The sequence below is a fragment of the Methylocapsa sp. D3K7 genome, assembly GCF_029855125.1.
Lineage (GTDB): Bacteria > Pseudomonadota > Alphaproteobacteria > Rhizobiales > Beijerinckiaceae > Methylocapsa.
In genome coordinates this window covers 3,333,869-3,353,096 of the sequence record NZ_CP123229.1, presented here as the reverse complement: position 1 = coordinate 3,353,096, position 19,228 = coordinate 3,333,869, and the positions used below count along the sequence as shown (strand labels likewise).

Annotated in this window: 15 protein-coding genes; 6 read left to right on the top strand and 9 right to left on the bottom strand. The window is 59.9% G+C overall.

Going from position 1 to position 19,228, the window contains the following annotated elements; translation table 11 throughout:
• Nucleotides 1–22 precede the first annotated feature (22 nt).
• Genes QEV83_RS15820 through QEV83_RS15810 form a run of 3 tightly spaced genes read right to left on the bottom strand, consistent with a single transcriptional unit; the run spans nt 23 to nt 1,612 of the window.
• Nucleotides 23–433, bottom strand: coding sequence for a VOC family protein (locus QEV83_RS15820; protein ID WP_280128644.1), 411 nt, complete (start codon nt 431–433; stop codon nt 23–25).
• Nucleotides 434–482: 49 nt separating this feature from the next.
• Nucleotides 483–1,028 (bottom strand): cupin domain-containing protein, encoded by a 546-nt coding sequence (locus QEV83_RS15815; protein WP_280128643.1) that lies wholly within the window; start codon nt 1,026–1,028, stop codon nt 483–485.
• A 26-nt stretch (nt 1,029–1,054) separates the two neighbouring features.
• The gene (locus tag QEV83_RS15810) at nt 1,055–1,612 is read right to left on the bottom strand and encodes a sigma-70 family RNA polymerase sigma factor (protein ID WP_280128642.1); all 558 of its coding nucleotides are present in this window, start codon (nt 1,610–1,612) and stop codon (nt 1,055–1,057) included.
• Nucleotides 1,613–1,860: 248 nt separating this feature from the next.
• Between QEV83_RS15810 and QEV83_RS15805 the strand changes: the two genes are divergently transcribed.
• The 3 genes from QEV83_RS15805 (at nt 1,861) to QEV83_RS15795 (ending at nt 4,855) form a co-directional block, all read left to right on the top strand.
• The gene (locus tag QEV83_RS15805; protein ID WP_280128641.1) at nt 1,861–3,051 is read left to right on the top strand and encodes an SGNH family hydrolase; all 1,191 of its coding nucleotides are present in this window, start codon (nt 1,861–1,863) and stop codon (nt 3,049–3,051) included.
• A 214-nt stretch (nt 3,052–3,265) separates the two neighbouring features.
• Nucleotides 3,266–3,877, top strand: coding sequence for a L,D-transpeptidase (locus tag QEV83_RS15800; RefSeq protein ID WP_280128640.1), 612 nt, complete (start codon nt 3,266–3,268; stop codon nt 3,875–3,877).
• A gap of 180 nt (nt 3,878–4,057) precedes the next feature.
• The gene (locus QEV83_RS15795) at nt 4,058–4,855 is read left to right on the top strand and encodes a L,D-transpeptidase (protein ID WP_280128639.1); all 798 of its coding nucleotides are present in this window, start codon (nt 4,058–4,060) and stop codon (nt 4,853–4,855) included.
• A gap of 6 nt (nt 4,856–4,861) precedes the next feature.
• On the opposite strand, the gene QEV83_RS15790 is transcribed toward QEV83_RS15795, so the two are convergent.
• Together QEV83_RS15790 and gltB are read right to left on the bottom strand one after the other, a co-directional pair.
• On the bottom strand, nt 4,862–6,280 hold the full coding sequence (locus QEV83_RS15790) for a glutamate synthase subunit beta (RefSeq protein ID WP_280128638.1): 1,419 nt from the start codon (nt 6,278–6,280) through the stop codon (nt 4,862–4,864).
• A gap of 38 nt (nt 6,281–6,318) precedes the next feature.
• A complete protein-coding gene (gene gltB, locus QEV83_RS15785; RefSeq protein WP_280128637.1) occupies nt 6,319–10,995 on the bottom strand; it encodes a glutamate synthase large subunit in 4,677 nt (1,558 codons plus the stop codon).
• A 352-nt stretch (nt 10,996–11,347) separates the two neighbouring features.
• Between gltB and QEV83_RS15780 the strand changes: the two genes are divergently transcribed.
• A complete protein-coding gene (locus tag QEV83_RS15780) occupies nt 11,348–12,424 on the top strand; it encodes a beta-eliminating lyase-related protein (protein WP_280128636.1) in 1,077 nt (358 codons plus the stop codon).
• A gap of 130 nt (nt 12,425–12,554) precedes the next feature.
• Here the strand turns inward: QEV83_RS15780 and QEV83_RS15775 are convergent, their stop codons facing one another.
• Nucleotides 12,555–13,025, bottom strand: a complete 471-nt coding sequence (locus QEV83_RS15775) for an Hsp20 family protein (protein WP_280128635.1) — start codon at nt 13,023–13,025, stop codon at nt 12,555–12,557.
• 258 nt (nt 13,026–13,283) lie between these two features.
• On the opposite strand from QEV83_RS15775, the gene QEV83_RS15770 reads away from it, so the two are divergent.
• Nucleotides 13,284–14,309, top strand: a complete 1,026-nt coding sequence (locus tag QEV83_RS15770) for an alpha/beta hydrolase (protein ID WP_280128634.1) — start codon at nt 13,284–13,286, stop codon at nt 14,307–14,309.
• A 21-nt stretch (nt 14,310–14,330) separates the two neighbouring features.
• Here the strand turns inward: QEV83_RS15770 and QEV83_RS15765 are convergent, their stop codons facing one another.
• From QEV83_RS15765 to panC, 3 genes are all read right to left on the bottom strand, one after another.
• A complete protein-coding gene (locus QEV83_RS15765; RefSeq protein WP_280128633.1) occupies nt 14,331–14,633 on the bottom strand; it encodes an acylphosphatase in 303 nt (100 codons plus the stop codon).
• Nucleotides 14,634–14,635: 2 nt separating this feature from the next.
• Complete coding sequence (locus tag QEV83_RS15760; protein WP_280128632.1) at nt 14,636–15,871, bottom strand: MFS transporter; 1,236 nt, start codon at nt 15,869–15,871, stop codon at nt 14,636–14,638.
• An 83-nt stretch (nt 15,872–15,954) separates the two neighbouring features.
• Nucleotides 15,955–16,815, bottom strand: a complete 861-nt coding sequence (panC, locus tag QEV83_RS15755; protein WP_280128631.1) for a pantoate--beta-alanine ligase — start codon at nt 16,813–16,815, stop codon at nt 15,955–15,957.
• Between the two features lie 109 nt (nt 16,816–16,924).
• Between panC and QEV83_RS15750 the strand changes: the two genes are divergently transcribed.
• On the top strand, nt 16,925–19,213 hold the full coding sequence (locus QEV83_RS15750; RefSeq protein WP_280128630.1) for an NADP-dependent malic enzyme: 2,289 nt from the start codon (nt 16,925–16,927) through the stop codon (nt 19,211–19,213).
• Nucleotides 19,214–19,228: the final 15 nt, after the last annotated feature.

Below are 19,228 nucleotides of genomic sequence, written 5' to 3'. Positions count from 1 at the left end.
ACGCGGCAGGCACCTCGACAATTTACCGTGTTTCAGCGATCGGAAAAGCATCGTGGCAGCTGACGCAGATTTTGTTTCCGTCTGGGTCACGGAAGTACGCTCCATAATAGTTTGGGTGGTAGTGCGGCCTCAAACCGGGCGGTCCTTCGCAAGACCCTCCGTTTTCCATAGCCCTCACATAAGCGGAATGGACCGTTTCGCGATCCGGGGCGAGCAATGCGACCATTGGGCCATTTCCGGGAGCCGCCGCGTTGCCGTTAAAGGGCGATCCGACCACAAAGAGGGGCCGCGGATGATCCTTCGCCCTCCAACCAGCCCAAGGTTTGTCGGATTCATAGAACGTCAGCCTTAAATCGAGGGCATCCATGATCGCCATATAAAATTTAAAGGCGCCGTCGAAATCGTTTACCCCGACAAAGACATGGGAGAGCATTGAGAGACCCTCTGAATCCAGCGATGGGGGACGCTAACGGCGGGACACGTTAAAACGGCGTCGAAAGATACAGCAGGCAACCCGACACCGTCGTCGCCGCGGGGTGTGCGCTGCCTTGCGGCGCGAGATGGAAATCGCCGGGCAACAATGTCAGATCGCCCATGACGAGATCGCCTTCGAGGACGAGGCATTCCTCGTGGCCCTGATCGTGAAGATGGGATTCATAAATAGATCCGGGCAACGCGCGCACGAGAATCGAGCGGCGCCTGGCGACCAGATCCTCGAACAGCACCGTGAACGTCACGCCCGGTGACATCTCCTCCCAATCGCCAGTGCCCGCCCGCTTCGTCAAAGGGACGGGAACTTCCCGAAGATCAGCATCGATCCCGGCGGCGATCTTGTCGAAAAGATCCGCCGGCGGAAGCTCCGGGGCCGCGAGAAGATCGAGGACGGCGCAATTGTCCTGCCAAAGCTTAATCTTGCTCCGCAAAGCCGGATCGCTCGCGAGCCGCGCGTCGCTTTCTGCACGTGTTGCGCCGCGCGAGAGGCCAAGCACATAGCTGGCGGCGGTCAGGTCAAGATCCTCGGACATCATTTTCCATACCATTACCTACCATACATTTACTTACCCATACATTGCGCGAGTTCCCCAATCGCGCGGTGAACCCACGACTTTACGCTTCCAAGCGGGGCTCCCATTTGCGCAGCAAGCTCCTCGTAAGTCAGTCCCTGCAGATAAATTAGAGTAACGCACTTTCTATATTTTTCACTTAGCTTCTTTAGACATTGCCGTACGTCGGCAGCCACAACCGGATCGTCGGAGGACCGCGCTTCCACCGCCGCCAGCACACCCGCCTCATCGAGCGAGGCGGACGGCGGCGGCGCGGCGGCGATCCGGCTTAAGGCGCAATTCCGGGTCACCACGGCCATCCACGCCATAGCATTACCCTTGGAAGCGTCGAAAAGATGCGCCTTGTGCCAAATTCGGGTCATCGCTTCCTGGAGTACGTCCTGGGCTAGGTCGCGATTCCGCATGAGGCGCACGCAAATGCCGAACAGGACTGGCACGGATTTATCGTAAAGGGTCCGGAAAGCCTTGTGGTCGCCCCCGGCGACGGCTTCAAGCAGGCTGCATAAAACCTCATTCGATTCAGCAAAGACCAGATGACCGCGTGCCATAAGGCCATTCCATCGAGATAAGCAGCGTAAAGCCCTCGCTCCTTAGCAGCTAGACCAATGTCCAGCCAGTGGTTTTTCAATTCTGACGTCCCCGGCATAGACTCAGCTGCACGCGGATTTCAACGGCCCGCGTGCATCCGGCGAAAGGGTACGGTAGAATGCTGATGATGATGAAAAATCTTAAGCCCAGGCAATCCGCGTGGCAGCTTTTGCGAAAGTCGTCGGCTGCGCTATTGGTGGCAGTGACTTTGGCATTTTGTATAGCGGACAGCGACCCCGCATTCGCGCAGGCCGATCCATTCGCCTGGTTCGAGCAACTGTTCCGCCCACCCCCGTCAAGCCGTGTCGCGCGGCCGAGGTCAGAATTTCGCCGCGCAGGTCCAGAGGCACGGCGGCCACGGTATCCATCGGGCGAGCGCGCCTCCCGCCGCTCCCCCGATCGGCCGGGGGGAAGTAAAATTGCAAAGTCGCCTGCCAAGTCCGCTGTTCCACCTACCTTTTTTGTCGCGGTGCTGGGCGACAGCCTTGGCCAGATGCTGGCGCAAGGCTTGGACGAAGCGTTCGAAAACCGGCCAGAGGTCGCTATCCTCCACAAGGCAAAGGAAAGCTCGGGTCTCGTCCGCGACGATTTCTACGATTGGATCAAGGCAACCCAGGATTTGCTCGCGAGCGGCGAAAAAATCGATTACGCGGTCATGATGATCGGCAGCAACGACCAGCAAACCTTGCGCGATGCCAATGGCAGTTATGAGCCTGGATCACCGGAATGGCAGACCGCCTACACGCAAAGGATCGAGGCGATCGCTTCGCTGTTCCGCGAGAAGAAAATTCCGTTGATTTGGGTCGGGCTTCCCATCCTCAAAAGCGAGCATCTCTCCGCCAACGCCCTGAACTTCAACCAATTCTATCGCGCCTACGCCGAAAAGGCGGGGGCCACTTATGTTGATGTATGGGAAGCCTTCGCCGACGAGGCGGGTCACTACAGCGTTTCGGGTCCCGACATCAATGGCCAGACGGTGCATTTGCGCGCCGCCGACGGGGTGCACTTTACGAAGGCCGGCGCCCGCAAGCTGGCGCATTTCGTTGAACCGGAAATTCGTAGAAAGCTCGACGAGATGCAGCCGAAAATCGAGCCCGACATGACGCCTCCTGCCGCGTCCAGTCCAGAGGCTGGTCCGGGGGACGGCGCCACCACGCCATCGACCGTATCGGCGCTGCCGAACACCGAGGCCGCGCCGCCGCCCAAACCCATTGCCGGCCCAGTGCTGCCGCTGACCGCTCCTGTCCTTGCCCCCGGGGGTCAACTTGCGACACGGGTGGCCCCCACGGGGGCCGCGAATACCGAGGCGCGGAAATTGATTGACCAGACTCTGCAGCAGGGAAATCCGGTGGCTTCCAAGCCGGGCCGCGCGGATGATTTCTCGTGGCCAAGACCTTAGGCAACGACGGCCTTAGATAACGAAGTCCCTAGCTGATGAAGATCGCCGCTTACGGGGATTTTTGATCCGGCCGCGATGGGTCAGGCATCCCGAATCAGACCCGCCCAAAAAATTGCGATTCGCTGATCGCCGTCATGGAACAAACCGCACAGCTTCCGCGTTAATAAAGCAGCAACCTTGATTGCAGTTTTTTTTGGACGGGGATACCCAGCGAATGTTGAAGATACTTGTTACGAATAAAAATATGTTTGCCGTTGCCGGACTGGCCACGCTGCTCGCCACGGGGGCGCAAGCTTTCGACGGAGGTTCGCCCGCCGGACTGATGAACAGCCAAATTCAGCCGGCAAGCCTGCCAACAGATGTGCAGCGGCAAGTCCAGCCAACCCGCGTATTGGTCGATGATCCGACACATGCGCGTGCGGGCACGATTACCATCGATACCAAGGAACGTTATCTCTATCTGTCGATGGATGGCGGCAAGGCGATGCGCTATTCGGTCGGAGTCGGACGCGACGGCTTTGGCTGGAATGGCCGTGCCCACATCGGGCGGCGCGCCGAATGGCCGGCATGGACCCCGCCCCCCGCCATGCGGCTGCGCCGGCCGGAACTGCCAAAAGTGATGGAGGGCGGCCTCGCCAATCCGCTCGGTGCCCGCGCCATGTATCTTTACAATGGTCACGGCGATACGATGTTCCGCATCCATGGGACCAATGAGCCCAACACGATTGGCCGGGCAGTGTCTTCCGGCTGCATCCGCCTCTTGAACGACGATATCGTTGATCTCTATGACCGGGTCAAAGTCGGGGCCCCCGTCGACGTGCTCTAAACCGCCATTCAGTGATCGAGACAGACAGGGACCGGTTTGGTGGCTTGCCAAACCGGTCTTTTTTTGCATTCAAATCCGCGTGTTGGGCACAAAATCTCGAATGCGGCCGTCCATTTTTGCCGTAAATTTAGATTATTCTGAGCATTTTTAATGCGGTGGTAGCTGAACTCGAGTCTGATCATGAGTGCAAGATTATTTGTCCTGAAAGTAAGTTTGGGTGCCGCCCTGGCATTGGCGCTGCTGCTGCCGGCCGTGCCGGCTTTTGCGCAATGGCATGATTATTCGGGGTACCAAGCATATCCTGCCTATCCGTCCAATGGTTATCCGGGCTACCCGTCCTATCCCGCCTATCCGGCGTATCCTGCCTATTCCGAACCTTACGAGGTGTATCCGGGCGATCCGCCGCCGGCTCAACATTACCGGGGGCGCCAGACCTATGGGGCGCCTTCGTACGGGGACCCCTATGAGTCGGCATCGCGCGGCCAACCCTATGGGGGCCAGGATCCCGAACTCAGCATCAATCAGAGCCAGAAGACCGCGGCTGCCGTGCAAAACCCAACCAGTGAGGCGCCTGGGACGATTGTGATCGACACGCGCTCGCGGCATTTGTACCTGGTTCAGCCTGGCGGCGGCGCCATCCAATATGGCATCGGCGTCGGACGTCAGGGGTTTGAGTGGAAGGGCATCGCGCGAGTCGGCCGCAAATCCGAATGGCCGCGCTGGATTCCGCCGAAGGAAATGCTGCAGCGCCGTCCCGATTTGCCGGAAGAGATGGAGGGCGGCCTTGAGAATCCGCTGGGTGCCCGCGCGCTCTATCTTTTCAAAGGCGACAAGGACACGATGTTCCGCATCCACGGCACCAACGAACCCGACTCGATCGGCAAGGCCGTCTCGTCGGGCTGCATCCGGATGATGAACGCCGACGTGATCGACCTTTACCAGCGGGTGGCCGTTGGCACGAAGGTCGTCGTCATGTAGCGCGCCCTATCGAGGCAATTGGCTCGATCCCATCAAGAAGGTATCGACGGCTTGTGCCGTTTGGCGGCCTTCGCGGATCGCCCAGACGACCAGCGATTGACCGCGCCGCATGTCGCCGCAGGCAAAGACTTTATCGCAGGATGTTTTGTAGCTTACTTGATCGGCCTCGACATTGCCGCGCAGATCGAAGGCAACGCCGAGCTGTTCGAGCAGCCCTTCATGCACCGGCGAAACAAAGCCCATGGCGAGGAGGACGAGATCGGCCCGAAGCTCGAAAGTGCTGGCCGGAATCTCCTTCAAATTCGAGTCGAGCCGCACGCACACCAACTTTTTGACGGCGCCATTCTCGCCGCGCAATTCCTTTGTCAGAACCGAAAAGTCCCGTTCCGCGCCTTCTTCCTGAGACGAAGACGTGCGCATCTTCAGGGGCCAATTCGGCCAGGTCAGAGCCTTGTTTTCCTTCTCCGGCGGCTGCGGCATGATTTCGAGTTGAGTCACCGACAGGGCACCCTGGCGGATGGCCGTACCGATGCAGTCCGATCCGGTATCTCCGCCGCCGATCACGATGACATGCAAGGCCGAGGCGAGGATCGGCTCGTTGGTATGGATCGGCTCCTTGCCGATGCGCCGGTTCTGCTGCGGTAAATATTCCATCGCGAAATGCACGCCGGAGAGGTCGCGGCCAGGGACCGGAAGATCACGCGGCTTTTCGGCGCCGCCTGCGAGAACGATCGCGTCATAGTCTTCGAGCATGGCGACGGGATCAAGATCGACCCCCACATTGACGCCGTTGTGGAAATGCACGCCTTCCGCTTGCATTTGGACGACGCGGCGATCGATGATGTGTTTTTCCATTTTGAAATCGGGAATGCCATAGCGCAGCAAACCGCCGGGCTTGGCGTTCTTCTCGAAGACGTGAACGTCGTGCCCCGCCCGCGCGAGCTGTTGGGCGCAGGCGAGCCCGGCCGGCCCAGAGCCCACCACGGCGATTTTTTTGCCGGTCTTCACATCGGCGGGTTCGGGCTTGACCCAGCCGTTCGTCCAGGCGCGGTCAACGATCGCACATTCAATGGTTTTGATGGTCACCGGATGATCGTCGATGTTCAGGGTGCACGCGGCTTCGCAAGGCGCCGGGCAAATCCGGCCGGTGACCTCCGGAAAATTATTCGTCGAATGGAGATTGCGCGCAGCCTCTTCCCAATCGGACTGATAGACGAGGTTGTTCCAATCTGGAATCTGATTGTTGACCGGGCAACCGGTATGACAAAACGGAATGCCGCAATCCATGCAGCGCGCCGCTTGATCCTTGGTTGCTTCCTCGGAAAGCGGAATCATGAATTCCTTGTAGTGCCGAATCCGGTCGGACGCCGGCGCGTAGCGCCGGTCGCGCCGGTCGATTTCGAGGAATCCCGTTACCTTGCCCATGCGTCCCCAAACCCTCTAGAGCCTGATAGGTTTTTCGCTCATTCCGCCGCGGCGAGACTAGGCTGGCCGCCGCGCGCGATCAATTCCTCGATGGCCCGGCGATATTCGACCGGCATCACCTTGCGGAATTTCGGCTTGTACTCGTCCCACTGCTCCAGAATGTGGCGTGCCCGGGCCGAGCCTGTATAGCGCGCGTGGTTCGAGACCAGCTGATGCAACCGTTCAGCATCGAATCTGGTCATATCGCCCATGACATCGACGCGGCCGTGGAAATCGAGATCCCCGCCGTGGTGATAGTTCTTTTGCATCAACTCTTCTTCTTCCACGACCGGCTCGAGTTCGACCATGGCAAGATTGCAGCGCTGCGCGAATTTCCCATCCTCGTCGAGGACATAAGCGATGCCGCCCGACATGCCGGCGGCGAAATTGCGGCCGGTCTCGCCGATGACGACGACGATGCCACCCGTCATATATTCGCAGCCGTGGTCGCCGGCGCCCTCGACAACCGCGATCGCGCCGGAGTTGCGGACGGCGAACCGCTCCCCGGCGACGCCGCGGAAATAGCATTCTCCGGCGATCGCGCCATAAAGTGCGGTGTTGCCGATGATGATCGATTTTTCCGGTGTAATCCGCGTGTCAGAGGGCGGATAGACGATAATGCGGCCGCCCGAGAGACCCTTGCCGACATAATCATTGGCTTGGCCCTCAAGTTCGAGAGTGACCCCGGCGGCGAGCCACGCGCCAAAACTCTGCCCAGCGGTCCCCTTGGCTTTGATATGGATCGTCCCGTCGGCAAGTCCGGCATGGCCATGGCGGCGCGCGATGGCGCCCGACAACATCGCACCCGTCGTGCGATCCGTGTTGTGGATCGGCGTTTCGATCGTCGTTATGGCACCCGTTTCGATTGAGTCCTTGGCTGCCGCGATCAGCTTCCGATCGAGCACCTTGTCGAGCCCATGATCCTGCCGCGTTGAATTGAAGATCGTTTCACCCGCCGCAGCGGCGGCCTTGTGGAAGAGTTTTGAGAAATCCAGCCCGCGTGCTTTCCAATGCGCGATCGCTTGTTGCTTATCGAGCATTTGCATCTGACCAACCATCTCGCTGATCGTGCGATAGCCCATCTGCGCCATCAACTCGCGCACTTCCTCGGCCACGAAGAAGAAGAAGTTGATCACATGTTCCGGCTGGCCTGCAAACCGCTTGCGCAAGACTGGATCTTGCGTCGCGATGCCGACCGGGCACGTATTCAGATGACATTTACGCATCATGATACAGCCGGAGGCGATCAAGGGCGCTGTGGCGAAGCCGAATTCGTCGGCGCCGAGCAACGCGCCGATCACCACATCGCGGCCGGTGCGCAAGCCACCGTCAACCTGGACCGCGATCCGCGAACGCAACCGGTTCAGGACCAGTGTCTGCTGCGTCTCAGCGAGCCCGATTTCCCAAGGGATGCCGGCGTGCTTGATCGAGGTTAAGGGAGAGGCTCCGGTGCCGCCCTCGAATCCGGAAATGGTGACATGATCGGCCCGGCCCTTGGAGACCCCGGCCGCAACCGTTCCAACCCCCACTTCCGATACGAGCTTGACCGAGACGTCGGCCTCCGGATTGACGTTCTTCAAGTCGAAAACAAGCTGCGCCAAATCCTCGATGGAATAGATGTCATGATGCGGCGGCGGCGAGATGAGGCCAACGCCTTGCGTCGAGTGCCGCACCTTGGCGATCACCGCATCGACCTTGTGGCCAGGCAATTGACCGCCTTCACCTGGCTTTGCGCCTTGCGCCATCTTGATCTGCATCATGTCCGAATTGACAAGATATTCGGCGGTCGCGCCAAAGCGGCCGGATGCGACCTGCTTGATCGCCGAGCGCATCGAATCGCCATTGGGGAGCGGTTTGTAACGGTCGGACTCTTCGCCACCCTCCCCTGTGTTCGATTTGCCGCCAATGCGATTCATCGCGATGGCGAGTGTCGTATGCGCCTCCCGCGAAATCGAGCCATAGGACATCGCCCCGGTGGAAAAACGCCGGACGATCGCTTGCGCCGATTCGACCTCCTCCAAAGGCACCGGTACACGGCCGTCCTCGGCCGCCGTCTTGATGCGGAAGAGACTGCGTATCGTCAAAGGCCGCGCGGATTCCTCGTTTAAAACGGCGGCATAGGCACGGTAGATCGCAGGATCGTTGCCACGCACGGCATGCTGCAGAAGGGATACCGATTGCGGCGACCAGGAATGTGCTTCGCCGCGGATGCGGAAGGCATAATCGCCGCCAACTTCGAGCGCATTGCGGTAGAGAGGCGCATTGCCGAACGCTTCCTTGTGCCGCCGCACGGTTTCTTGTGCAATCTCCGCAAGACCGGCGCCGCCGATTCGCGATACGGTCCCAGTAAAATAATGATCGACGAATTCCTCCGCGAGTCCGACAACGTCGAAGATCTGAGCGCCGCAATAGGATTGATACGTTGAAATGCCCATCTTTGACATGACCTTCAAAAGGCCCTTGTCGATCGACTTGATGTAGCGCTTGCACGCCTCCTGACCATCGATTTCATCGGGGAAATCGACGGCCATCGCGGCCAGCGTTTCGAAGGCAAGATAAGGGTTGATCGCTTCCGCCCCATAGCCCGCGAGCAACGCAAAATGATGGACCTCCCGGGCGTCGCCAGTCTCGACGACGAGTCCGACCGAGGTGCGCAGACCCTTGCGGATCAGATGATGATGCACGGCCGCCGTCGCGAGCAGCGATGGGATTGGAATACGGTCGGGACCCGTCTGACGGTCCGACAGAATGATGATGTTGAAGCCGCTTTTGACCGCCTGCTCGGCTCGACCGCAAAGCTTTGTCAACGCTTCGGCCATACCCGATGCGCCATCTTCCGAAGCATAGGTGATGTCGAGAGTCTTGGTGTCGAAAGCCTCCTCGAAATGGGCGATCGAACGGATTTTTTCGAGGTCGCCATTGGTCAGAATCGGCTGGCGGACCTCCAGTCGTTTCTTCTTGGCGTTGCCTTCATGATCGAGAATATTGGGGCGCGGCCCGATGAACGACACAAGGCTCATGACCAATTCCTCGCGGATCGGATCGATCGGCGGATTGGTCACCTGCGCGAAATGCTGCTTAAAATACGTGTAGAGCAGCTTCGGCTGCGTCGATAAGGCTGAAATCGGCGTGTCGGTGCCCATCGAGCCGACGGCTTCCTGACCCGTCACCGCCATCGGCGGCAGCAGCATCGAGAGATCCTCTTGACTGTAGCCGAACGCCTGCTGACGATCCAACAGCGTCACATCGCCGCGCGGCGAGCGCGGATGCACCGCAAGATCCATATCCTCGAGCACGATCTGCGTACGCTTGACCCAATCGGCATAGGGATGCGACCCGGCAAGCGTGTGCTTGATCTCATCGTCGGAGATAATGCGGCCCTGCTCCAGATCGACGAGCAGCATCTTGCCCGGCTGCAAGCGCCATTTGGTGATGATGCGGTCTTCCGCGATCGGCAACACACCGGCTTCCGAGGCGAGCACCACGAGGCCGTCGCTGGTGACGATATAACGCGCCGGACGCAAGCCATTGCGATCGAGCGTCGCGCCAATCTGGCGGCCGTCGGTAAAGGCAACAGCGGCCGGCCCGTCCCAGGGCTCCATCATCGCCGCGTGATATTCATAGAAGGCGCGGCGCTCCGCGTCCATCAGCGGATTGCCGGCCCAGGCTTCCGGAATGAGCATCATCATCGCATGGACGAGCGAGTAGCCGCCCTGGACAAGAAATTCGAGCGCATTGTCGAAGCAAGCGGTGTCCGATTGACCCTCATAGGAGATCGGCCAGAGCTTGCTGATGTCATTACCGAATAGACCGGACGCCACCGATGCCTGGCGCGCCGCCATCCAGTTGAGGTTGCCGCGCAAGGTGTTGATTTCGCCATTGTGGGCGACGTAGCGATAGGGATGTGCCCGTGACCAGGTTGGGAAAGTGTTCGTCGAAAAGCGCTGATGCACGAGCGCAAGCGCCGATTCGAACAAGGGGTCGGCGAGGTCTTTAAAATAGACGCCAAGCTTGGTCGCGAGCAGGAGGCCTTTGTAGACGATGGTGCGGGATGACACCGAGACCGGGTAAAAACCCGCGGTACGCCGGTCGTTCAAATTGTGAACCGCGTTCGAAATCGTCTTGCGCAGAATAAAAAGCCGCCGCTCGAAAACCTCTTGATCGGCCGTATCTGGTCCACGCTGGATGAAAATTTGGCGGCTCACCGGTTCGGCGGGCTTGACGCTCTCGCCGAGCACCGATGAATCAACCGGCGTATCCCGCCAGCCAAGAAGAATCTGGCCTTCCGCCGCGACCATTTTTTCGGCAATGGCCTCGACGATCCGGCGGCCTTCCGGATCGCGCGGCAGGAACAATGCGCCGATCGCATAGTCACCGGGCTCCGGCAAGGCAAAGCCAAGCTCTCTTGCTTTTTCGGCAAAGAAGCGATGCGGAATCTGGACCAGCATGCCGCAGCCATCACCCGCCTTCGGATCGGCACCGACGGCGCCACGATGGTCGAGATTGAGCAAAATCTCGAGACCCATGCCGATAATTTCATGCGACTTGCGGTTGTGCATGTCGGCCACGAAACCGACTCCGCAAGCATCATGTTCGTTATCAGGCGAATAAAGACCTTGGGCGGGCGGCAGCCCCGGATCGAGGTGGAACGGGCCGGGCAAGATCGGATCGGTCATCTCTCACCTTCCATATAACAGCCGCCGCGGGGACATTGTGCTGGCCAAAGAGCGCAAGCGAGGCGCCCCATCTTCTCGCAAGAACCGAGCCATGCCGGACCCGCGCCAAGGGCGCTGCTTCAGCCAGGAATGGCAATCGATCCGATTGAGAATTTGCGCCGCTGCCATCGATCAAGACCATAAATGGTCAGCAACGCTGTCCTAACATGGGTAAGATTGCAGATTTCCGCAAGTTTAACAAGCGCCGAAAATTATCATTGCGAATCAAGGTGGCCCCGCGCAAAGAGTGACGCTCGCGCAACTGGTCGCGAGAGGCACCGAACTCCCCCAACCCCGCCGGCCCTGGAAGAGAATGGATTTCGCGAGCGATAATACCGCCGGGGCAAGTCAGGCCATTCTTGAGGCGATTCTTGCCGCGAATGAGGGCTTGCTTCCGGCCTATGGCACCGACCCATTGACCGCGAAGGCCCTGCGGCTTCTTGAGGACATTTTCGAGCACCCGATCACGGGTTTCCTGGTCAGCACCGGAACCGCCGCCAACGCCCTCGCGCTTGGCGCCATCTCGCCGCCATTTGGCGCGATTTTCTGTCATTCCCAAGCTCATGTGATGGATGATGAATGCGGGGCACCCGAAATGTTCACCGGAGGCGCCAAGCTCGTCGGTATTCCCGGCTGGGCGGGCAAGATCGCCCCAGCCGATCTTAAGCCGGTGCTCGCCGATTTTCCGCGTGGACTCGAAAAGCAGGTCCAGCCCGCCACCCTGTCCCTTTCGCAAGTCACCGAATGCGGAACCATTTACACCTGCGATCAGCTGGCCGAACTCACCACGCTCGCGCATGAGGCCGGGCTGATGGTCCACATGGACGGCGCCCGTTTCGCCAACGCCCTCGTGTCCCTTCCGTGCTCACCAGCCGAAATGAGCTGGAAGGCGGGCATCGACGTCCTGTCATTCGGCGCCACGAAGAATGGCGCGCTCGCCTGCGAGGCGGTGCTATTTTTCGATTCCGCGCGAGCCGCGAGCCTGCCCTTCCAGCGCAAACGCAGCGGGCATACCCTCTCCAAGGGACGGTATCTTGGGGCGCAAATGACCGCCTATCTTGAGAACGGCCATTGGCTCGGTCTGGCGACGGCAGCGAACGGCCACGCGAGACGTCTCGCCCAAGGTTTGGGACAAATCCCCAGCATTCGCCTGCCTTGGCCTTGCGAGGCGAATGAAATCTTCGCTATTTTGCCCCACGCGATCGATACGGCGCTCAAGGAGGCCGGCGCACACTACTATCCTTGGAAATTCCACGCTTCCAGCGCCGCCAGCCCGCCCCCCGCCGCAGACGAAGTTTTCGTGCGGCTGGTCACCTCCTTTGCGACGCTTCCGTCCGATGTGGATCGTTTCCTCGCTCTCGTGCGGAGCGGCGGGCACAAACCTATTTAACGCGAGCAGAAACGCTTGCCGCGGCAATTTGAACGAGACTTCAAATTCCTAAAATAAAAAAGGGCGTCTCGCGAGAGACGCCCTTCGGCCGCTGATCTAGGCATGGGAGGGGAATGCCCAGATTGCGGGCTTAGGCTGCTTTTTGTGCGGCAACGGCTGGCTTTGCGCCACTCGTTGCGATCTCGATCTGGCGCGGTTTCTGCGCCTCGGGGAGCTCCCTAAGGAGATCAACATGGAGCAGGCCATTTTCAAGGCTCGCTCCGGTCACTTGGACGTGATCGGCAAGCTGGAACCGACGCTCGAACGCCCGTGCGGCGATACCTTGGTAGAGCACTTCCGCCTTCGCCGTTGCGGTCTCGGTTTCACGTTCCCGCGAACCGCGAATGGTGAGGGTATTTTCCTTGGTCTCGATCGAAAGATCCTGCGCGGCGAAGCCCGCCACCGCCACCGAAATCCGGTAGGCGTTTTCGCCAGTACGCTCGATATTATACGGCGGGTAGCTTGGCACGGCTTCAAGACCAGCGGCCTGGTCGATCATGTTGAACAGGCGGTCGAAACCGATGGTCGAGCGGTAGAGGGGGGAAAGATCAAACTGACGCATCTCGCTATCCTCCTTGATGAAGCGACAAGAGTGGTTGCACCAATTAAGTCACCGGCCGCCACACCGACGACCAGCCTAGAGTGCGCGTCCTAAACAGGCCCGCGCAATCTTGATTTAGGGAGAGGGGCCGGTGTTGCAAGAGGACAAGACAAGCAAAAATATCGCCGTTAAGATAAAGAGGCGCGGGCAGCTCGGGGAGGTTTCCATTTCGTCCTGGGAGCGCTAGCAGGGACCGCCCAGGAGCTACGAAATTTCGCGATGGAACTTTGTTCGATTTTGGAAAATCCGGCACCGCCCGGCGCCGTCGCCGCGCCCATCACGACTCGCGACAACTGGACCTTACGGACGGCGCGCTGGAGTTGCGGCGAGGCTTGCGCTGGAACGATTGTGATCATTCCGGGGCGGACGGAATTCATTGAAAAATACTTCGAGGTTATTGGCGAATTGCTCAGCCGGCACTTCGATGTCGCGATTTTGGACTGGCGTGGGCAAGGACTCTCGGGCCGCCTCACGAACAACCCCCGCAAAGGCCATATAGGCAGTTTCCGGGCCTATGAGCGCGATCTCAACGCCTTGATTCAACAGGTCGTCGCACCATACTGCCGGCCACCGTGGTTCGCACTCGGCCATTCCATGGGCGGCGCGGTCGCGTTATCCATGGCGCATAGCGGCCGCCTGCCATTCGCGCGCATGGTGCTGACATCGCCCATGATCAATATCTACGGGCTGCGCTTCGGGGCTGCCAAGCGGTTTTTCGTCAAGGCAATGGTCATGCTCGGCCAAGGCCGCCGCTTCGTGCCGGGCGGCGGCCCAGTCCCCTACATGTCGCTGAACTTCGAAGGCAATGTCTTGACCTCCGATCCAGGGCGCCATGCGCGCGGCGCGGCGATCCTCAAGGCGGCGCCCGATCTTGCCATCGCCGATCCAACGATCGGCTGGACCAATGCTGCTTTCCTGCTCATGCGGCGCTTCGAGGATGTGGAATATCCGCGCCGCATTTTAACCCCAGTCTTGATCTTGGCGGGGGGCGGCGACCGTTTGGTCGATACGGCGTCGGTGGAACAGTTCGCCAGCCGCCTTAAGGCCGGCAAATGCATCACCTTGCCGCACGCCCGGCACGAAATCCTGATGGAAAAAGATTCCTTCCGCGAGTGTTTCTGGGCGGCCTTTGACGCATTTTTGCCCGGCGAATCCGCCGATCACATCGCAAATGGCACAGCTTCTGGTCTTGGCGAAGCTGATCCGTCAGCGTCCCTTGAATTCACGGCCTCCGATCGTACATGACTTGTTCTAGGAGCGTGAGTACTAAAGCGTTGCTATTTGGCAGAATCCCGCGCCCAATTCGGCGAGCGCTGCCGCACTGGCGTGCGTGACCTCCACATGGGCGACCCTGGCGTGCGAGGGACCCCGCCAGCATGCGGCGCAAAGCGCCTCCACCGCATCCGGGTCGCCAGCAAAAAGCGCTTCGACATCGCCGTTCGACCGGTTTCGTACCCAGCCGCGAATGCCCCGCGCGGCGGCTTCCCTTTCTACCCAGAAGCGATAGCCGACACCCTGGACCCGGCCGCTGATCGTCACCTGGACGATCCTTTCGCTGGGCCTGACCATACCTAAGCGTCCATGGGATTGTCCGGGCCACCCGGAAATTTGACGCCCCGCGCTTCGATGCCGAGCGCGGTCAACGCTGCGAGGACCACCGCGACAATCGCCGCGACGAGAGCCAGCGCGAAAGCATAATTCCCGCCATTGGCATGGGCAACAGATGCCTGAATGGTCGCGTTCGCCGAAGCGAGCAGATTGCCGGTCTGATAGGCAAAGCCTGGGAAAGTTCCGCGTATTTCATGCGGAGACAATTCATTGAGATGCACCGGCACAATGCCCCACGCCCCCTGCACCGCGAATTGCATCAGGAAGGCCCCGGTGGCAAGCGTGACGGGGCTCGTGCCATAGGCCCATAGCGGAATAATCAGAAGTGCGCCAAGCGCCGCGATCACGATGCCCCGGCGCCGGCCAATCCTCTCCGATAAGGTGCCAAAAGTGATGCCGCCAAGGATCGCGCCGATGTTGTAGACGATCGCGATAAGACCGACAGTGTGCGGATCAAAGTGATGTTGCTGCCGCAAGAAGGTCGGGTAGAGGTCTTGCGTGCCATGGCTGAAAAAATTGAAAGCAGTCATCAGCACGACGACATAGAGGAAGCGCCCGGCATTATCGCGCAGCGTTCGCATGAGGCTGGGCTCGTGCCTGACGGAGGTTCTCGCCAGGAATGCTGGTGATTCATCGACCTTGGCACGAATATAGACGACGAGCAGCGCGGGCAGCGCGCCAACCATGAACATGCCGCGCCAGCCGATCACGCCGTACAGAGCGAAATAGACAATCGAGGCGATCAAGTAGCCGCTGGGGTACCCCGTCTGGAGGAGGCCCGACACCGCGCCGCGCGTGCGGGGCGGAATGCTTTCCATGGTCAGCGAAGCGCCGACGCCCCATTCGCCCCCCATGGCCACCCCAAAAAGCGCGCGAATGACGAGAAGCGCGGCAAGGCTCGGGGCGAAGCCGGAGGCAAATCCGAGCAAGGAATAGGCAAGAATATTGACCATCAGCACGGGCCGCCGGCCAAACCGGTCGGCGGCGAGGCCGAAGAGGAGCGCGCCGAGCGGCCGTGCCGCGAGCGTCAGAAAGATCGCGAAGGTAACGTCCGTGATATTCGCACCAAATTCCTTGGCGATATCTTCCATGACGAAAACAAGAATGAAGAAATCGAACGCGTCGAGCGTCCAGCCGAGATAGCTCGCCAAAACCGTGCCGCGCTGCTTCGGCGTAAGGTCACGCAACGTTTGAAGCATGGTTGCTCCTCTGCAACGGCATGGAACGAGATGGAGCACGATCGAGCGTGCCGTTGCCAATAAGGATATACTCGGGAAACGATTTAAAGACCGATGTTGTCGATAAGCCGGGTTTTCCCCAATGCAGCTGCTGCGAGCAGCCGGACCGGCCCCGCCTCGCGCGACGCGATGGGCGCCAATGTGTCCGCGTGGCGGGCTTCGATGTAATCGATGGCGAACCCCGCCGCGGTGACCTCTTTCCGGGCAGTTTCGAGAGCCGTCTCGATCGCAACTCCTTCTTTGATTTCGCGCGCGCAGCGGGCGAGCGCCGCGTAAAGCGCGGGTGCGGCAGCGCGTTCTTTTGCGGACAAATAGACGTTGCGCGACGACAGCGCGAGACCATCTCGCTCGCGCATTGTCGGCACCCCGATAACACGCGTTTCGAAATCGAGATCGCGGGCCATCCGCTGCACGACTTTCAGCTGCTGATAGTCCTTCTCACCAAATATCGCGGCATCCGGGCGGCAAAGATTGAAGAGCTTCGCAATGATGGTTGCGACGCCGGCAAAATGGGTTGGACGGCATCGGTCTTCCAGCCCCGCCGTTGCCGGGCCGCGCATAGAGAGCGTCGTGGCAAAGCCTGGCGGATAGATGTGCGCTTGTACAGGCGCAAAAACCAAGTCACCCCCAGCCGCCGCGAATTTCTCCACATCGGCGTCCAGAGTTCGCGGATAGGCGGAAAAATCTTCCGATGGCGCGAACTGAGTGGGGTTGACAAAAATCGACAAAACGATTCTGCGCGCGTGTTTTTTTGCTTCATCGACAAGCGACATATGCCCGGCATGCAACGCGCCCATCGTCGGCACGAGGCCGATCGTCTCACCCTCACGCCGCCACTCCGCAAGCCGCACCCTGAGGCTTGTCACGTCATGTGCGATTTCAAACGGGCTTGTGCCTGCTGCCATGTAAAGACGAACCGTCTGCATTTAAAGTTGAAAGCGGAACCCATACGATGGTGGACATAGGCACGGGGCCGGTCTATCCCGGATTTGATCCCCGCAAGAAAGCCCGTACATGACCGACGCCCTTAGCTCCGATTTGGCATCAAGCGCGCTGCTCTACCACCGTTCGCCGCGCCCCGGCAAATTTGAGATCGTGGCGACCAAGCCGCTGGCCACGCAGCATGATCTGTCGCTCGCCTATACGCCAGGCGTCGCCGCCGCATGCCTTGCGATCGCCGCCGATCCCCATGCGGCCGCCGACCTCACCATCCGGCAAAACCTCGTCGCGGTGTTGACCAATGGGACCGCGGTCTTGGGGCTCGGCAACATCGGCCCGCTGGCCGGCAAACCGGTGATGGAAGGCAAGGCGGTTCTTTTCAAAAAATTCGCCGGGATCGATGTTTTCGATATCGAAGTCGCTGAAAACGATGTTGATCGCCTGGTCGATATCGTGGCCGCGCTGGAGCCAACCTTTGGCGGTATCAATCTCGAGGATATCAAAGCCCCCGAATGTTTCGAGGTCGAGCGCAAGCTGCGCGAACGCATGTCGATTCCCGTGTTTCACGATGATCAGCATGGCACCGCGATCATCGTCGGCGCGGCGATCCTCAATGCCATGGAGATCACTGGCAAAACCATCGGCGATGTCAAGATCGTGACCTCGGGGGCTGGCGCGGCGGCTCTCGCCTGCCTCAATTTTCTCGTCACTCTCGGCGCCAAGACCGAAAATATATTCGTCACCGACATCGAAGGCGTCGTTTATCGCGGCCGCAAGGCTCTGATGAACAGCCATGTCGAAATTTATGCAAAGGACACCAACGCGCGAACTCTCAAGGATGTCATCGGCGGCGCCGATATTTTCCTCGGGCTATCGGCTGGCGGTATCTTGACGCCGGAGATGACAAAAGAGATGGCCGGCCAGCCGCTGATCATGGCGCTCGCCAATCCCACGCCGGAAATCGAACCCAGTGAGGCGATCGCTGCGCGCCCGGATGCGTTGATTTGCACCGGGCGGTCAGATTTTCCCAATCAAGTGAACAACGTCCTCTGCTTCCCGTATATTTTTCGTGGGGCGCTCGATGTCGCGGCGACAGGAATCAATGAGGCCATGAAGCTCGCGGCGGCGCGCGCCATCGCCCAATTGGCGCATGAACCTCCCTCCGACGCGGTCGCCAAGGCCTATGGCGGCGAAACCCGGCATTTTGGCAAGGACAGTCTCATTCCGGCGCCCTTCGATCCGCGCTTGATTTTGCGAATCGCCCCGGCGGTCGCGAAGGCCGCGATGGACTCAGGCATTGCCAAAAAACCGATCGTCGATTTTGAAGCCTACAATGAAAGTTTGTCGCGCTTCATCTTCCGGTCCGGCTTTATCATGAAGCCGGTCATGCACGCCGCCAAAGCGTGCCCAAAGCGGGTGATCTATGCGGAAGGCGAAGACGAACGGGTGTTGCGGGCGACCCAGACCGTCGTCGAACAAGAGATTGCCTATCCGATTCTTGTTGGACGTCCCGATGTCATCGAGAGCCGCCTTGACCGGTTCGGCCTGTCCGTGCGCCCCGGCAAGGACTTCACGCTCGTCGACCCAAACGATGATCCGCGTTTTCGCGATTACGTCACGGCTTATCTCGAAAGCGCCGGACGCCGCGGCGTGACACCCAAGGCGGCGCGGGCGCTGGTGCGTACAAATTCGACCGTGATCGCGGCGATCGCGGTGAAGCGCGGCGATGCCGATGCCTTGATCTGCGGAATCGACGGACGTTTCGGTTCGCGCTTGCGCTACATCCGGGACATCATCGGGCTTGTTCCTGGCGCGACGGATCTATCCGCGATGAGCCTCATGATCACCAGCAAAGGCGCATTCTTTCTCGCCGATACGCATGTCCGGCGCGATCCTTCCGCGGCCGAGATCGCCGAAATGACGTTGCTGTGCGCAGCGCATGTCCGCCGCTTCGGGATCGAGCCGAAGATCGCTCTTCTTTCGCACTCCGATTTCGGTTCCGAAAATGCGCCGTCGGCGGTTAAAATGCGCGAGGCGCTGGAAATTTTGCGGAAGCAAGCTCCCGATCTTGAGGCCGATGGCGAGATGCAGGCCAATACCGCGCTCTCCCAGGCAATGCGCGACCTCGTGCTGCCATCCTCGCGTCTGAAAGGCGAAGCAAATGTTCTCATCATGCCAAGCCTCGATGCCGCCAATATTGCCTATACGATGATGGTGATCATGGCCGACGCTTTGCTGGTTGGCCCGATTCTCCTTGGCAGCGCCAAGCCAGCTCACATCCTGACCCCATCGGTGACGGCGCGCGGCATCATCAACATGACGGCTGTCTCGGTCGCCCAAGCGCAAGGAGATGGGCAGGCTTAACGCGGGCCGTATGCT

Coding starts and splice junctions, on each gene's coding strand:
- QEV83_RS15800 (WP_280128640.1), top strand. CDS start 3,266: ATGTTGAAGATACTTGTTACGAATAAAAATATGTTTGCCGTTGCCGGA.
- QEV83_RS15775 (WP_280128635.1), bottom strand. CDS start 13,025: ATGCGTCAGTTTGATCTTTCCCCCCTCTACCGCTCGACCATCGGTTTC.
- QEV83_RS15780 (WP_280128636.1), top strand. CDS start 11,348: ATGGATTTCGCGAGCGATAATACCGCCGGGGCAAGTCAGGCCATTCTT.
- QEV83_RS15790 (WP_280128638.1), bottom strand. CDS start 6,280: ATGGGCAAGGTAACGGGATTCCTCGAAATCGACCGGCGCGACCGGCGC.
- QEV83_RS15750 (WP_280128630.1), top strand. CDS start 16,925: ATGACCGACGCCCTTAGCTCCGATTTGGCATCAAGCGCGCTGCTCTAC.
- QEV83_RS15765 (WP_280128633.1), bottom strand. CDS start 14,633: ATGGTCAGGCCCAGCGAAAGGATCGTCCAGGTGACGATCAGCGGCCGG.
- gltB (WP_280128637.1), bottom strand. CDS start 10,995: ATGACCGATCCGATCTTGCCCGGCCCGTTCCACCTCGATCCGGGGCTG.
- QEV83_RS15820 (WP_280128644.1), bottom strand. CDS start 433: ATGCTCTCCCATGTCTTTGTCGGGGTAAACGATTTCGACGGCGCCTTT.
- QEV83_RS15760 (WP_280128632.1), bottom strand. CDS start 15,871: ATGCTTCAAACGTTGCGTGACCTTACGCCGAAGCAGCGCGGCACGGTT.
- QEV83_RS15770 (WP_280128634.1), top strand. CDS start 13,284: ATGGAACTTTGTTCGATTTTGGAAAATCCGGCACCGCCCGGCGCCGTC.
- panC (WP_280128631.1), bottom strand. CDS start 16,815: ATGGCAGCAGGCACAAGCCCGTTTGAAATCGCACATGACGTGACAAGC.
- QEV83_RS15815 (WP_280128643.1), bottom strand. CDS start 1,028: ATGATGTCCGAGGATCTTGACCTGACCGCCGCCAGCTATGTGCTTGGC.
- QEV83_RS15795 (WP_280128639.1), top strand. CDS start 4,058: ATGAGTGCAAGATTATTTGTCCTGAAAGTAAGTTTGGGTGCCGCCCTG.
- QEV83_RS15810 (WP_280128642.1), bottom strand. CDS start 1,612: ATGGCACGCGGTCATCTGGTCTTTGCTGAATCGAATGAGGTTTTATGC.